Below are 14469 nucleotides of genomic sequence, written 5' to 3' on the forward strand. Positions count from 1 at the left end.
GATGCGCTCCTTAGCGGGACCCCGCCGCCCGTCTAAGGTGAGCCGCTTACTCGCCGCGACAGGTCGCAACGGTGACACGCGCACGGCCGGGATGCGGTCTTTCGTAAAGGAGCGCATCGCGGCGCATCGGACCCCGGAGGTCGCCCAGCGACCGGAGTGGGTCCCCATGCGTCGTGTCTAAGCGACGGCGAAAGGCCGTGTCCCGGCAAACCCAACCACGGCAGGCCCAACCACAGCGAAGGGCCGCGGCCGGCAAACCGGACCACGGCCCCAGCCCGGGGCGAGCCTAGATCTCCGCCCCCTCGAGCAGTTCCGTCACCAGCGCGGCGATCGGCGAGCGCTCCGAGCGGGTGAGGGTGATGTGGCCGAACAGCGGGTGTCCCTTGAGCGTCTCGACGACCGCGGCCACGCCGTCGTGCCGCCCGACCCGCAGGTTGTCGCGCTGGGCGACGTCGTGGGTCAGGACGATCTTGGAGTTCTGGCCGATCCGGCTCATCACCGTCAGCAGCACGTTCTTCTCCAGGGACTGGGCTTCATCAACGATCACGAATGCGTCGTGCAGCGAGCGTCCGCGGATGTGGGTCAGCGGCATGACCTCCAGCATGCCGCGGTCCATCACTTCCTCCACGACTTCCTGGCTGACCAGCGCGCCCAGGGTGTCAAAGACCGCCTGCGCCCACGGGTTCATCTTTTCCGCTTCGGATCCGGGCAGGTAGCCCAGTTCCTGCCCGCCCACCGCGTACAGCGGCCGGAAGACGATCACCTTGCGGTGTTCCCGGCGTTCCAGGACCGCTTCGAGTCCGGCGCACAGAGCCAGCGCGGACTTGCCCGTCCCGGCCCGGCCGCCGAGGGACACGATGCCGACGGACGGGTCCATCAGCAGGTCGATCGCGAGCCGCTGCTCGGCGGAGCGCCCGTGAAGGCCGAAGACGTCGCGGTCCCCCTTGACCAGCCGGACCTGCTTGTCCGCCCCTACCCGGCCGAGGGCCGAGCCGCGATTGGACAGCAGCACCAGCCCGGTGTTGGTCGGCATCTCGGCTGCTGCCGGGATGAAAACCGGTTCGTGCCCGTAGAGTGTGGCGACTTCTTCCTCCCCCGCATCGACCTCGGCGACGCCGGTCCAGCCGGAGTCCTTGACGAGTTCGTTGCGGTATTCGTCGGCCAGCAGCCCCATGGCGGAGGCCTTGACGCGCATTGGCAGGTCCTTGGACACCACCGTGACGTCGCGGCCCTCGTTGGCCAGGTTCTTCGCCACCGCGAGGATGCGGCTGTCGTTGTCCGCCCCGCGGAAGCCGGCGGGCAGCACCTCGGCGGAGATGTGGTTCAGCTCCACCATGAGCGTGCCGCCGTCGTGGCCGATCGAGATCGGCCGGTCCAGGCCGCCGTGCTCGAGCCGCAAGTCATCCAGCAGCCGGAGGGCCTTGCGCGCGAAGTAGCCCAGTTCAGGGTCGTGGCGTTTGCCTTCGAGTTCGGTGATGACGACGATCGGCACGATCACCTCGTGCTCCGCGAAACGCAGGAGGGCCCGCGGATCGGAGAGCAGCACGGAGGTATCGATCACGAAGCTGCGGGCCGTGCCCCGATGTTCTGTTCCTTCCCCGGAAACAGCAAGACCGGCCGCGGCGGACTCCGCTGCACCGGTCTTTGAGGTGGCTCGCTTGGCGCGAGAGGTAGCTTTCTGTCCCTGATCGTTAGTGACGTCGGGCAGTTGCTCAGAAATAGCCACATCGACTCCAGCCCCGGGGCAGATGCCCGGAATTGTTATTGGTGAGGCGGCTCGGCCTGAAGGCCGGACTCGGCCTCCCATACATCCGGTGCGACTATCCGCTCCATGTACTGGCCTCCCCGATCGGCCGGCGAATTGCCCGCCGATGGGATTAACGTACGTCTCCGGCACCCTGTTTGTCCGATAATTTTTCGGCGATTCTTGTTGCCGTCCTGTGAACTCGGCGTGAACGGCTCAGGCGCCGAAGCGGCGCTGCCGGCCGGCGTAATCGCGCAGGGCGCGCAGGAAATCCACCTTGCGGAAGGCCGGCCACAGTGCCTCGCAGAAGTAAAACTCACTGTACGCGCTTTGCCACATGAGGAAACCGGAGAGCCGCTGCTCCCCGGAGGTGCGGATCACGAGGTCCGGATCCGGCTGGCCGCGCGTGTAGAGGAACCGGGAGATGTCATCGACGCTCAGCCCATCGGCCAGTTTCCCGATGTCCGCTTCCCGGGCGACGGCGTCGTGCAGCAGTTCCCGGACGGCGTCGACAATCTCCCGCCGTCCGCCATAGCCGACGGCGACATTGACGTGCAGCTTTTCGTGGGCGGGCGTGCGGGCCGTCAGATTGTTCAGCCGCTCGGCAAGATAGTCCGGCAGCAGTTCGGGGGCGCCCATGGCGTGCACCGAGATGTCGGCGTCCTCGTCCAGCCGGTCCAGGGTGTTGGCGATGATACCCATCAAGAGGTCCAGTTCCTCCCCGGAGCGGTTCATGTTGTCCGTGGAGAGCATGTACAAGGTGACCACCTGGACGCCGAGTTCCTGGCACCAGCCGAGAAATTCGTGGATCTTGTCCGCGCCTGCCTGGTGCCCCTGGCTCGTGGGGGCGTTGAACTGGCGCGCCCACCTCCGGTTGCCATCCACCATGACGCCGATGTGCCGGGGAATCCGTTCCGGGTCGAGGGAGCGCTGCAGTTTGCGCTCATAAAAGCCGTAGAGGAACCCGGGCAATTCCATCCGGAGATTTCACCTGGCTTCCTTGAGTGCTTTTCAGTCCACATCCAAGGCTACCTGCACGAGGACCCTGCCGCGTGCAGGACCGCCACCGGACCGCCCTGCAGCACTTGTTACTGGTCGGTAACTTACTAGTCCGTAAGTTATTATTGGGGGATGGAAAGCAACGGTCCAGAGCCCCGGCCGAAGCGTCAGCCAGGAGAGGCAACGCCCGTGGACGACGCGGCAGTGAAGCTTGCCGAGCTCCTGATGATCAAGCCCAAATGGCGGGGCTGGATCCACACGGTGACCGCCCCGCTGGCACTTGCCGCCGGGCTGGTGCTGGTGATTCTGGCTCCCACGCCAGACTTGAAGATCGCGTGCGCCGTTTATGCCATCACGGGTGTCCTGCTTTTTGGCGTCAGCGCCGTCTACCACCGTGGGAACTGGGCTCCGAGGGTCAAGATGGTCCTGAAGCGGCTGGACCACACGAACATCATGCTGGTTATCGCCGGAACCTACACGCCCCTCGCCTGGGCGCTACTGGACCGTCAAAAAGCCGAAGTGCTGCTCTGGGTCATCTGGTCCGGGGCCATCCTCGGTGTGCTGTTCCGCGTGCTGTGGACCAACGCCCCGCGGTGGCTCTACGTGCCCATCTACATCGCCCTTGGCTGCGGGGCGCTGTTCTACCTGCCGGATTTTTTCGCCGCCAATGCCGCCTCAGCCGTGCTGATCTGCGTCGGCGGCGCCCTGTACATCACCGGCGCCGTCTTCTATGCACTGAAGAAGCCGAACTTCAGCTACCAGCACTTCGGCTTCCACGAGCTGTTCCACGCCCTGACGGTCCTCGCTTTCGCCGCGCACTACATCGCCATTGCCATCGCGGTCCTGAGCTGACGTTCCCGGCCTAAGCCTAGGATCACCGCTGCTCCCCCGGCCCGAACCGGCTGCCCGACCCGCCTGCCTGCTTGCCTGCCTGCCTGCGCGGGTTGTCCCCACCTTTGGCAACCCGATGCCGGGACTCACCGGCGGTTCGGACCGACACGCCGGGCGAGGCCCCCAAAGGTGGGGAAATTCCGACGTCGAGGGCGGGTCAGGCGACCAGGACACCGTCGCAATCGAACACCACCAGCTCAAAGCCGTACTGCGGAGACATCAGGACATCCTAGCCAGTTGCTCGCGCAGCCCTTCGACCGACGCCGCCGGCCGGTCACAGACCATGCCGCGGCACAGGAACACCTGCGGACCGCCGTCCGGGGCGGCGCCGCGGCCCCGCAGCAGCGGCACGGGCCGGGCCGCGCCGTCGTCCTGGACCGCGACCACCAGCCCGGGGCTGGCGGAGAGCAGCAGTTCCCGGTGGAGCGCAGCCCGTTCCGGGGTGTCCGGCCCGGCAACGGCAGCCTCGACCGGACCGGCGAGCGCGGCCTGGGCGGTGGCGAGCAGCCAGCCCGCCACCCTGGGCGCCTGGGCCGCGAGCGGCGGCAGAACCGAGAGGATGTTGGCGGCGAGGGTGCGGTGTTCGAAGGACCCAGACAGGGCTGAGTGGGTCAGGAGCGCCCCGGCCAGCGCGGCGGCACCGCTGGGAGCGGCGCTGTCGAACAGCTCCAGGCCGTCCCGGCCACCTTGGGCAGCGGTGACCTGCACCGACTCCCCCGCAGTGTCCTTCAGGCCGCCGTCGGAGGCGAACCGGTCGCGGGCCGCCTCCAGTATGGATGCGGCCAGGTCATACCAGCGGGTGTGCCCCGTAACCGAGTAGAGCGCGAAGAGTCCTTCGGCGCAAAAAGCGTAGTCCTCCAGCAGGCCGCCGATTCCGCGCGCGGCCCCGCCGTGGGAGACGCGGATGAGCCGGCCGGCGCCGTCGCCGGGCAGCTGCCAGTGCACGCGTTCGAGATACGCCGCGATCCGCTCCGCGGCGTCTACAAGCTCCGGCCGTCCCAGGACGGCCCCGGCGTCAGCGAGTGCGGCGACGGCCAGTCCGTTCCAGCCGGCCACCACCTTCTCGTCCCGGCCTGGCTGCGGGCGTCCTAAGCGCGCCTGGGCCAGCACCGGGCGGACCCGGTCCCACAGTTCGGCGTCGCCGCCGGATATCTCCGTGCCCGGGTGCAGCGGAGAGCCGTCGGCGGTGACGCTGCCCGGTGTGCGGACATTCATGAGGTCCGCCACGGCCGCACCGTCTTCCGGCCCCAACAGTTCCTCGAGCTCGGCCGGGGTCCACAGGTAGGTTGCCCCCTCGGCGTGCACGCCGTCGACCACCGTATCGGCATCCAGCGAAGACGCCAGGGCCACCACCTCGGGTTGTTCCCCGTTCGTGTGGTCCGGTGTAACATTCGGCGCCGTGCCCTGTGCGGGGGCTGCATTCGGGGCTGCATTCGGGGCTGCATTCGGTGCTGCCTCCGCCGCCGGCCCAGGCGGCAGTCCGAGCCGGGAGAGGAGCCAGTCGGCGGTCTGGCCGGCAACGCCCGCGGCCTCGGCCGCCGGGTATTCCGGTGTGCCACCAAGCCTGACCCAGTGGACATAGACGCGCAGGAGCTGGGCGTTGTCGTAGAGCATTTTTTCAAAGTGCGGCACGGACCAGTCGCCGGTCACCGAATAGCGGGCAAAGCCGCCGTCGAGCTGGTCGAACAACGCCGACCGGGACATCGCCGCCATGGTGCGCCCCGCCATGTTCCGGGCCGCCGCCGCCGTATCCGCCGCTCGGCTGTCCTCGCCCCCGGCGCCCGGGGGCCCAGCGTCCTCGTCCCTGAGGACCGATCTGACGGCGGCGTGCCGGATCAGGAATTCGAGCACGGCCGACGGCGGGAACTTGGGCGCGCCGCCGAAGCCACCGTGGACCTGGTCTTCGGACCGGGACAGGGCGCCGACAGCCGTCCCCAGAAGCGCCGCATCCAAGGGCTGGGGCGGCCCGTCGAACCGTACCGCGGCTGCCGGCGCTGACGCGGCGATGCCGCTCGCCAGGGCGGCGGCATTGGCTTCGACGGCGCCGCGGCGCTTGGTCCAGGCCTCGGTCACGGCTTCAAGGACCTGCCGGAAGGAGGGCCGGCCCGGCATCGGCCGGGGAGGATAGTAGGTGCCCGCATGGAAGGCCCGGCCATCGGGCAGGAGGAAGACCGACATGGGCCAGCCGCCCTCTCCGCTGATCGCCTGCGTAGCGGTCATGTAGACCGCGTCGACGTCGGGGCGCTCTTCGCGGTCCACCTTGACGGCGACAAAGTGGCTGTTCAGGTACTCGGCAGTGTCCTGGTCCTCGAAGGATTCGTGGGCCATGACGTGGCACCAATGGCAGGCCGCATAGCCGATCGACAGGAAGACGGGCACGTCCCGGGCGGCCGCGGCGGCGAAGGCGGCATCGCCGAACGGCTGCCAGTGGACAGGATTGCCCGCATGCTGGCGCAAGTAGGCAGAGGGTTCCGCGGCCAGGGCGTTCGAGGCCCCGGGCTGCGGGTCGGGTGAACCGCGGTTAGCGGTTTCCGGGTCCTGCATCACCGTTGACCTCCGGCCGGGAAGCCCGGCCGTCGGTGGGATAGCCGGTGCCGTCGGCATGGAATTCTGTGCCGGCGGCTGAGGTGCCTGCATTCCCGGCGGCCATGCGCTCGGCCTCCACCTGCGCCCGGTAGCGGACCCGGCGGATGCGCCGCACCATGTCCACGATCAGCAACGCGGTCAGCACCACAATGAAGGCAGTGAGCAGGAAGCCCAGCAGGCCAGGGGTGACCTGGTCCTCGGACAGGCCCGGGCGCAGCGACGGCGTGGGGGTCGGCGCCGGGGATGTTGCCAGGGCGATGAGCAAGGAATGCACGGTGAAAACCTTCTGTGGAAACTGGTGTCTGTTCTGCGGCGTCTTTGTTTGCAGTGTCTTTTCTACACCGGGACTTTTCTACGCCGGATAGAAGAGCTCTTCACCGTCTATCTTAGCCCGGCGAAGAGGTCCTTTTCCGGCAGTTCTGAAGAGACCCGGGACTCGATCAGGGAATAGTCCTCCCACGGCCAGACCTTGCGCTGCATGGCCGCGGAAACAGCGAAGAAGAATCCTTCCGGGTCCACCTGGGTCCGGTGGCACCGGAGCGCGTCGTCGCGGGCTTCGAAGAAGTCCCCGCACTCGATCTGCGTGGTTGTGGCGTGCGTGGGCATCGGCGGGGTGTGCCCCTCGGCGTCGGCTTCCAGCCAGGCGGCCAGCCGCTCGGCATACGGGGACTGCAGGCCGGCCTCTTCCAGCGCAAAGTGGAGCGCGCGGAAACGCTCCGGGCTGAAGGCCCGGTCGTAGTACAGCTTGCTGGGGGCCCAGGGCTGCCCGATGCCCGGGTACCTTGCGGGGTCACCGGCCGCCGCGAACGCTTCGACGGCAACCCGGTGGGCCATGATGTGGTCCGGGTGCGGATAGCCGCCGTTCTCGTCGTAGCTGAGGATCACGTGGGGCTTGAAGTCCCGGACCAGCCGGACCAGCGGCGCGGCCGCCAACTCCAGCGGCTGAAGCGCAAAGCACCCTGGCGGCAGCGGCGGCAGGGGGTCTCCCTCTGGCAGCCCTGAGTCGACGAAGCCGAGCCAGCGCTGCCGGACGCCCAGGACCTTCGCCGCGGCATCCATCTCCAGCCGGCGGGCCCCGGCCATGTCACGCTTGGGGTGCGGCTTATCCTCCATCGCCGGGTTCTGGATGTCGCCGCGCGAACCGTCGGTGCAGGTGGCCACCAGGACATCCACACGCGAGGCGGCGTACATGGCCATCGTGGCCGCACCCTTGCTGGATTCGTCGTCGGGATGGGCATGGACCGCCAGCAGGCGAAGCGGTGCTGACGGGCTGGGGGCTGCTGTCATCGGCGGACGGCTCCTCTTTCTGCTGTTCTGCTGTTCTGCTGTTCTGCTCTGTTCGGGCGGATCTGTTGCGGCTACTCCATAAAGGCGGACGCCGCGGCGGAAATATCCCGGTCCGATCCACACTAAACTGGACTGGTGACTTTCAAGGATCAGCCTGCCGCGCCGGCACCCACCAGCCTAGCCAATCGTTACGGCGGCCAAAAGCGCGCGCTGACCCGCAAAGGCAAACGCAACATCCTGATCGCCGGCCTTGCCGTGGGCATCGCCTTTCTGGCCTGGGTTTCGGTTTCGGCGGCCACCGCCAGCGTCAGCTTCAAGGACATCGGCTACAGCACCCGCGATGCCACCCTGACGACGATCGACTTCCAGGTGACCAAGGACCCCGCGGCGGACGCGAAATGCGCCGTCAAGGCCATGGATTCCAAGTTCGCGATCGTCGGCTGGAAAGTGCTGGACATCGGGCCAAACGCGGCCGACGTCGGCACGGACGGCGGGCGCACCACCGCGCACCGCACGGAGCTGCACACGGAATCCCAGGCGGTCTCCGCCGTCGTGGACAGCTGCTGGATCCCCTCCGCCGGACAGTAGGCCCGGACAGTAGGCCGGCACGGGCGGGCACCGGCCGGGCACCGCCAGCGGACGGCAACACGGTGTGACCCACACCGCAGCACTCTTTGGTTTGTCCACCAGGATTGACTACAATGGATCAATACCTTTCCCCCGCTGAGCTGGTTACTGCGTTCTAGAAGTGGCCACCGTGGCGGGGTCTTTGCTTGTATGACCACCCAAAGGAGAAGTCCGTGTCTACCCCCAACAGCGCAACTGCGGCTTGGCTCACCCAGGAAGCTTTTGACCGCCTGAAGGCAGAGCTGGACCACCTTTCCGGCCCCGGCCGGGCAGAAATCGTCCAGAAGATCGAAGCCGCGCGCCAGGAGGGCGACCTCAAGGAAAACGGCGGCTACCACGCCGCCAAGGAGGAACAGGGCAAGATTGAGGCCCGCATCCGCCAGCTCACGGTACTTCTGCGCGACGCCCACGTCGGCGAGGCCCCCGCGGACGACGGCATCGTGGAGCCGGGCATGATCGTCGTGGCCCAGATCGCCGGCGACGAGGAGACCTTCCTCCTCGGCTCCCGGGAGATCGCCGGCGACTCGGACCTGGATGTCTTCAGCGAGAAGTCCCCGCTCGGCGCGGCCATCGTCGGCCACAAGGAGGGCGACAAGCTCAGCTACACCGCCCCGAACGGCAAGGACATCACGGTGGAGATCATCTCCGCCAAGCCGTACGTCGGCTGACGCCGCACGGTGACATTCCTGAGCGGAACGTTCGACGCCGGTCTCCCCTTCGCGGGGAGGCCGGCGTCGTTTTTTGGGCCAGTGGGGTCAGCGTCCGGCGGCGAGCGGCCGGCCGCGCCGGGTGCTCAGCAGCAGCGCCGCGACCACGCCGCCGATCGCCCCGCCCAGGTGGGCCTGCCACGAGACGAAACTTGCCACCGTGGGCAGGACGCCGAAGAGGATGCCGCCGTAGGCCATGAAGAGCATCAGGGACAGCACGATCTGCCACCAGTTCCGGTTAACGAAACCGCGGACCAGCAGGAACGAGAACAGGCCGAAGACCAGTCCGGACGCGCCGACGGTGACACTGGAGCCGCCGATGAGCCACACCGCGATCCCGGACGCCAGCCAGCTGGCGGCCAGGGCTGTGATGAAGACCCGCAGGCCGGACAGGAACACGAGGAACCCAAAGATGATCAACGGAAGCGTGTTGGACATCAGGTGCGTGAGGTTGGCGTGCAGCAGCGGGAACGTCAGGATGTCCAGGATTCCGTCGAGGCTGCGCGGCCGCAGCCCGAAGGTGCGGTTCAGAGAGTGGAATAACGCGATGTTGACCATTTCGATCAGGTAGAGCAGCACCACGAAGGAGCCCACCACCAGCAGGCCCCGGCGGGCCCGCACCGCGGGCGTATCCCCCGATCCCGGCTGCCCGCCCGGGGACGCGTCCAGCACCACGCCCCCTAGTGCACCACGATCGGCTGGAAACCCTCGGCCCGCAGCGCCGCAAGAACCTGGCTGCAGTGCTCATGGCCCTTGGTTTCCAGGTTGACCGTGATGGAGACGTCGCCCATGCTGATCGAGCCGCCAACCCGGGTGTGGTCCAGGCCCGTGACGTTGGCGTCGTTTTCGGCGATGATGCGGGCAATCGTGGCGAGCGAGCCGGGACGGTCATCGAGCATCATGCGCACGGTCATGTAACGGCCGTCAGCTGAGAGGCCGCGCTGGATCACCTTGAGCATCAGCATGGGGTCGATGTTGCCGCCGGAGAGAACCACCGCCACGGTGCCGGGATTCTCGATCTTGCCCTCCATCAGCGCCGCGACGCCGACGGCCCCGGCGGGTTCAACCACCATCTTGGCGCGCTCCAGCAGGAAGATCAGCGCCCGGGCCAGGGCGTCTTCACTGACGGTGACGACGTCGTCGACCAGCTCGCGGATGATGCTGAACGGCAGTTGGCCCGGCCGGCCCACGGCGATGCCGTCGGCCATGGTGGAGACTTTCTTGAGCGGGACGAGAGCGTCCGCGGCCAGCGACGGCGGGTAGGCGGCGGCGTTCTCAGCCTGGACGCCGATGATCCGGATGTTCCGGCCGAGTTCCTTGGCGCGTGCCTTTACGGCGACTGAAACCCCGGCGAGCAGGCCGCCGCCGCCGACGCCCATGAGGATGGTGTCGACGTCGGGGACCTGTTCGAGGATTTCCAGCCCGACCGTCCCTTGGCCGGCGACGACGTCGACGTCGTCGAAGGGGTGGACAAAGACGGCGCCGCTTTCATCGGCGTAGCGCTTGGCTTCGGCAAGCGCCTCGTCCACGTTGTGGCCGTGCAGCACCACCTCGGCGCCGTGGCCGCGCGTTGCGGCGAGCTTGGGCAGCGCGACGCCGAGCGGCATGTAGATGCGGGCCTTGATGCCCAGGCTCTTCGCGGCGACCGCAACACCTTGGGCGTGGTTGCCGGCGGAGGCCGCGACCACGCCGCGCTGTTTTTCGGCGTCGGAGAGCTTGGCCATGCGCACATAGGCGCCACGGACCTTGAACGAGCCCGCACGCTGCAGGTTCTCGCATTTGAAGAAGACGTCTGCGCCCACCTGAACGCCGAGGGCCCGGGAGGATTCCACGGGCGTCCGCGTAATGATCCCGTCGAGCAGCTTCTGCGCCTCCAGGACATCGTCCAGCGTGACGGGCAGGCTCTCTAGGGTGTTCACGAACTATTCTCCTTCTTCGGATCAGGCGTCGGTGCCGCGTCCGGCATCGCTGCCGGGAGCACCGCTGGTGGGTGCGGCGTCCTCGCGGCCGGCGGTGCTGCCGGGCAGGCGGACGTCTTTGAAGGTGGCTCCGGTGCCGGGTTCGAGGGCAGGGTTGCCCTCTTCTCCCGAGGTTTCCAGCACCTCCTCATGTTCCCACGTTCTGCCGGCAATGTAGCGAATTGACGAGTTTGCTACGGCCAGGAGCGGAACGGAGAAGAGCGCGCCCGGGATTCCGGCGAGGTAGGAACCCGCCGCGACGGACAAGATGACGGCCACGGGGTGGAGGGCTACGGCCTTGCCCATGACGAGCGGCTGCAGGATGTGGGCCTCGAGCTGCTGGACGCCGAGGACAACCGCCAGCATGAACAGGGCGTTCACGGGGCCGTTGGCTACAAGTGCCAGCAGCACCGCAATGGCGCCTGTTACCAGCGCGCCAACCACCGGGATGAAGGAACCGAGGAAGACCAGGACGCCCAAGGGCAGCGCGAGCGGCACACCGAGGAGGGCGGCGCCGACGCCGATTCCTACAGCGTCCACGAAGGCGACGAACATCTGGATGCGCGTGTAGCTGACCATGGACGCCCAGCCGCGGCGCCCCGCGCCGTCTGTGGCTCGGCGCGCCCTTCGGGGCAGGAGACGGACCAGGAAAGCCCAGATCCGGTCGCCTTCGAGCAGGAAGAAGATCAGCACGAACAGTGCCAGCACCAGGCCGGCGGCGAAGTGCCCGGCCGTGCTCCCGAACGTCAGTGCGCCGCTGAGGATGCTGCTGCTGTTGTTCTGCAGCGCGGCGGCGCCCTCCTCGATGTATTTGTCGATCTGTGCGGCCGTGAGGTGCAGCGGGCCTTCCGAAAGCCACGTCTGGACCTGATGGACACCTGTGAGCGCCTGGGACCACAGCTCACCGAACCCCTGGATGAGCTGGCGCCCGACCAGGGTCAGCGCGCCGACGATGGCGCCGATGAAGCCGAGGATTGTGATGGCGACGGCGAGGCCCTTGGGCACGTGGCGCCGGACGAGCCAGCGCGACACCGGGCTGAGGAGCCCGGCCAGGAGCGCGGCGACGAGCACCGGGATGATGAGGAAGCTGACGTGGCTGAGCATCCAGATTAGAGCCCCGACCACGAGCAGGATCAGCCCCATGCGCCACGCCCAGGCGGCAGCGATCCGCACGCCATAGGGAATGTCCTGGTCGATCTCGCGGTCGGTCCGCGCCCGGGACCCGGCCCGGGAGGCGGTCCCGGTCGCGGCGATGACGGGGTTTGCGGGGAGTGCGGCGTCCTCTGCTGGAGTCATAGCCCCATAATTCCCCAGCGACCGGTTAATAGGAAACCAGCAACGGCCTGCCGGGTCAGTGCGCGGGGTCAGTGCGCGGGGTCAGTGCCCGGTGTCAGTGCGCGGGTCAGCCTGCGGTGGCAGTGAGCGAGGCGGAGATGCCCCAGTTCATGGCGAACTGCTCCCCCGGTGCCAGCCAGCGCAGGCCCTCGCCGCTGTTGAACGCGTTGGCCGGCCCGGTCATCGGCTCGATCGCGACCGCCTTCGTGCGGCCCGGGAATTCTGTCGTCACGAAGACATGGACGTAGCCGCAGCCCGCGTCCTGCCACAGGCTCACGGTCCGCCCGTCCGGGGACCGCAGCGTGTGCCGGGCGACGCCGCCGTCGAAGGCCAGGTCCGTGTACGCCGAATCGAGATCCAGGGACCCCACCAGCCGCCCGCCGCGCAGGTCGAAGTCGCCGCTGACCGGCTCGGCGCTGCGCGGGATGAGGCGGTCATCGGCCACAATCCGGGTTCCGGCGTCCACGCTCACGGTGAGTTCCTCGCTGGGCACGTCACCGAGACGCAGGTACGGGTGGGCGCCGAGCACGAACGGGGCCGGTTCCTGCGAGTCGTTGATGAGGGTTTGGCGCACGGCCAGCCCGAGGTCCTCGGTCAGTTCGTAACGGACCCGGTGCCGCAGCAGGAACGGGTAGCCGTGCTGCGGGAAAATGGCCGCTTCCAGGGTGACGGAGAATTCGTCCTCGTCTACCAGTTCATAGGAGGAGTTCCGCAGCAGCCCGTGGCTGGCGTTGTTGCGGGAGACCTCGGTGATGTCGAGCTGCAGTTTCTTGCCGTTGAGGTGCCAGACACCGTCTTCCACCCGGTTGGCCCACGGCGCCAGGGTGATGCCGGTGGCACCGGGCGGGATCTGGGCATCGCCATAGGTCTCCGTGAGGGCCGTGCCGCCGCGGCTGTAGAGCCGCAGTCCGGCGGCGAGTTCGGTGACGACGGCCAGGGCGTCGCCGCGCCGGAGCTCGTATTGCCGGCCGGTCGCGTACCGCCGCATGGCGTCACCGGCGCCGGATGCAGTGCCTGATGCAGTGCCGGATGCAGTGCCGGATGCAGTGCCGGATACAGTGCCGGATACAGAAGGTGTCGCTGAGGAGTCCATGGTGACCACCGTACAGAGCAGGCCGGCAACCCGTATACCTTGGTTCCATGACTTCGAGCAGCGCAGGTCCCAGGCCATGAACCCTTCCCTGGACAGCGGCGGAATCGCCGCCAGGTTTGAGGAGGTCTTTGGCGCCCGGCCCGACGGCGTGTGGCGGGCACCGGGACGGGTCAACCTCATTGGCGAGCACACCGATTACAACGAGGGCTTCGTCCTGCCGTTCGCGATCGACCGGGCTGCCCGGGTGGCGGTCAGGGTGCGGCGGGATTCGACCGCGCGCATGCTGTCGACATTTGGGAACCAGGGGCTGACGACGGCGGACACCGGTTCCCTGTCACGCGCGGGCGCCCGGGGATGGACCAAGTACCCGCTGGGCGTCATCTGGGCACTTCAGCAGGACGGGCACCGCGTTCCCGGAGTGGACCTGCTGCTGGATTCCGATGTGCCGCGCGGTGCCGGCCTGTCATCCTCCCATGCCATTGAATGCGCCGTGATTTCGGCATTGAACGAGCTAACGGCCGCCGGCCTCTCCGTCCAGGACATGGTGCAGGCGACGCAGCGGGCGGAAAACGACTTCGTCGGCGCCCCCACCGGCATCATGGACCAGTCCGCCTCGCTCCGGGCCACGGCCGGGCACGCCGTCTTCCTCGACTGCCGGGACCAGGCCGTCCGCCTCGTTCCGTTCGACGCCGACGCCGCCGGGCTGGTGCTGCTGGTCATCGACACCAAGGTCTCCCATTCCCATGCCGGCGGCGGGTACGCGGCCCGGCGGGAATCGTGCGAACTGGCCGCCGAGGTGCTCGGCGTACCGGCCTTGCGCGACGTCGGGCTCGAGGACCTCGGGGAGGCCAGCGGCCTCCTCGACCTGGAGACGTTCCGTCGCGTCCGTCATGTCGTCACCGAGAACGACCGCGTGTTGCAGACGGTGGAACTGCTGGACACCATGGGGCCCGGCGCCATCGGTCCCCTGCTGGATGCCTCCCATGCGTCGATGCGGGACGACTTCGAGATCTCCTGCGCGGAGCTGGACCTTGCCGTAGACACGGCGCGGTCGGCGGGCGCCATCGGCGCCCGCATGACCGGCGGCGGTTTCGGCGGTTCAGCGATCGCCCTCACCCCGGCGGGTTCGGCCCAGCAGGTGCGTTACGCCGTCGAACAGGCCTTCGCCCGGGCGGGGTACGCCGCGCCGGAGATCTTCAGCGTCCGCCCCGGGGCAGGGGCCATGCGGCTGGCGTAGGCGGG

Annotated in this window: 13 protein-coding genes; 4 read left to right on the forward strand and 9 right to left on the reverse strand. The window is 68.1% G+C overall.

Annotation, left to right across the window (positions count from 1 at the left end):
- Positions 1 to 286: 286 nt before the first annotated feature.
- Positions 287 to 1726 carry a PhoH family protein gene (locus BM372_RS14875; RefSeq protein ID WP_090956233.1) on the reverse strand — a complete coding sequence of 480 codons (1440 nt, stop codon included), beginning with the start codon at positions 1724 to 1726 and terminating at the stop codon, positions 287 to 289.
- 234 nt (positions 1727 to 1960) lie between these two features.
- A complete protein-coding gene (locus BM372_RS14880; protein WP_090956234.1) occupies positions 1961 to 2722 on the reverse strand; it encodes an isoprenyl transferase in 762 nt (253 codons plus the stop codon).
- A gap of 246 nt (positions 2723 to 2968) precedes the next feature.
- Between BM372_RS14880 and BM372_RS14885 the strand changes: the two genes are divergently transcribed.
- Positions 2969 to 3595 (forward strand): PAQR family membrane homeostasis protein TrhA, encoded by a 627-nt coding sequence (locus BM372_RS14885; protein WP_090956326.1) that lies wholly within the window; start codon positions 2969 to 2971, stop codon positions 3593 to 3595.
- 258 nt (positions 3596 to 3853) lie between these two features.
- Here BM372_RS14885 and BM372_RS14890 read toward each other — a convergent pair whose 3' ends face one another.
- The 3 genes from BM372_RS14890 to mca form a co-directional block, all read right to left on the reverse strand.
- Positions 3854 to 6178, reverse strand: coding sequence for a thioredoxin domain-containing protein (locus tag BM372_RS14890; protein WP_090956235.1), 2325 nt, complete (start codon positions 6176 to 6178; stop codon positions 3854 to 3856).
- The gene (locus BM372_RS14895; RefSeq protein ID WP_090956236.1) at positions 6156 to 6494 is read right to left on the reverse strand and encodes a hypothetical protein; all 339 of its coding nucleotides are present in this window, start codon (positions 6492 to 6494) and stop codon (positions 6156 to 6158) included. The genes BM372_RS14890 and BM372_RS14895 overlap by 23 nt, the downstream gene beginning before the upstream one ends.
- Positions 6495 to 6601: 107 nt before the next feature.
- The gene (gene mca / locus BM372_RS14900) at positions 6602 to 7507 is read right to left on the reverse strand and encodes a mycothiol conjugate amidase Mca (protein WP_090956237.1); all 906 of its coding nucleotides are present in this window, start codon (positions 7505 to 7507) and stop codon (positions 6602 to 6604) included.
- Positions 7508 to 7642: 135 nt separating this feature from the next.
- Here mca and BM372_RS14905 point away from each other — a divergent pair, with 135 nt between their 5' ends.
- On the forward strand, positions 7643 to 8095 hold the full coding sequence (locus BM372_RS14905; protein WP_090956238.1) for a DUF4307 domain-containing protein: 453 nt from the start codon (positions 7643 to 7645) through the stop codon (positions 8093 to 8095).
- Positions 8096 to 8307: 212 nt separating this feature from the next.
- Complete coding sequence (gene greA, locus BM372_RS14910) at positions 8308 to 8802, forward strand: transcription elongation factor GreA (protein WP_090956239.1); 495 nt, start codon at positions 8308 to 8310, stop codon at positions 8800 to 8802.
- Positions 8803 to 8889: 87 nt separating this feature from the next.
- Here greA and BM372_RS14915 read toward each other — a convergent pair whose 3' ends face one another.
- From BM372_RS14915 to BM372_RS14930, 4 genes are all read right to left on the reverse strand, one after another.
- Entirely contained in the window at positions 8890 to 9516 is a 627-nt protein-coding gene (locus tag BM372_RS14915) for a rhomboid family intramembrane serine protease (protein WP_090956240.1), read from the reverse strand.
- A gap of 5 nt (positions 9517 to 9521) precedes the next feature.
- The gene (ilvA, locus tag BM372_RS14920; protein ID WP_090956241.1) at positions 9522 to 10760 is read right to left on the reverse strand and encodes a threonine ammonia-lyase; all 1239 of its coding nucleotides are present in this window, start codon (positions 10758 to 10760) and stop codon (positions 9522 to 9524) included.
- 21 nt (positions 10761 to 10781) lie between these two features.
- The gene (locus tag BM372_RS14925; protein WP_090956242.1) at positions 10782 to 12095 is read right to left on the reverse strand and encodes an AI-2E family transporter; all 1314 of its coding nucleotides are present in this window, start codon (positions 12093 to 12095) and stop codon (positions 10782 to 10784) included.
- 106 nt (positions 12096 to 12201) lie between these two features.
- Entirely contained in the window at positions 12202 to 13122 is a 921-nt protein-coding gene (locus tag BM372_RS14930; RefSeq protein WP_090956327.1) for an aldose 1-epimerase family protein, read from the reverse strand.
- Between the two features lie 181 nt (positions 13123 to 13303).
- On the opposite strand from BM372_RS14930, the gene galK reads away from it, so the two are divergent.
- Positions 13304 to 14464, forward strand: coding sequence for a galactokinase (galK, locus tag BM372_RS14935; RefSeq protein WP_090956243.1), 1161 nt, complete (start codon positions 13304 to 13306; stop codon positions 14462 to 14464).
- Positions 14465 to 14469: the final 5 nt, after the last annotated feature.

Origin of the sequence: Arthrobacter sp. ov118 (assembly GCF_900116495.1) — a bacterium.
Classification (GTDB): Bacteria; Actinomycetota; Actinomycetes; order Actinomycetales; family Micrococcaceae; genus Arthrobacter.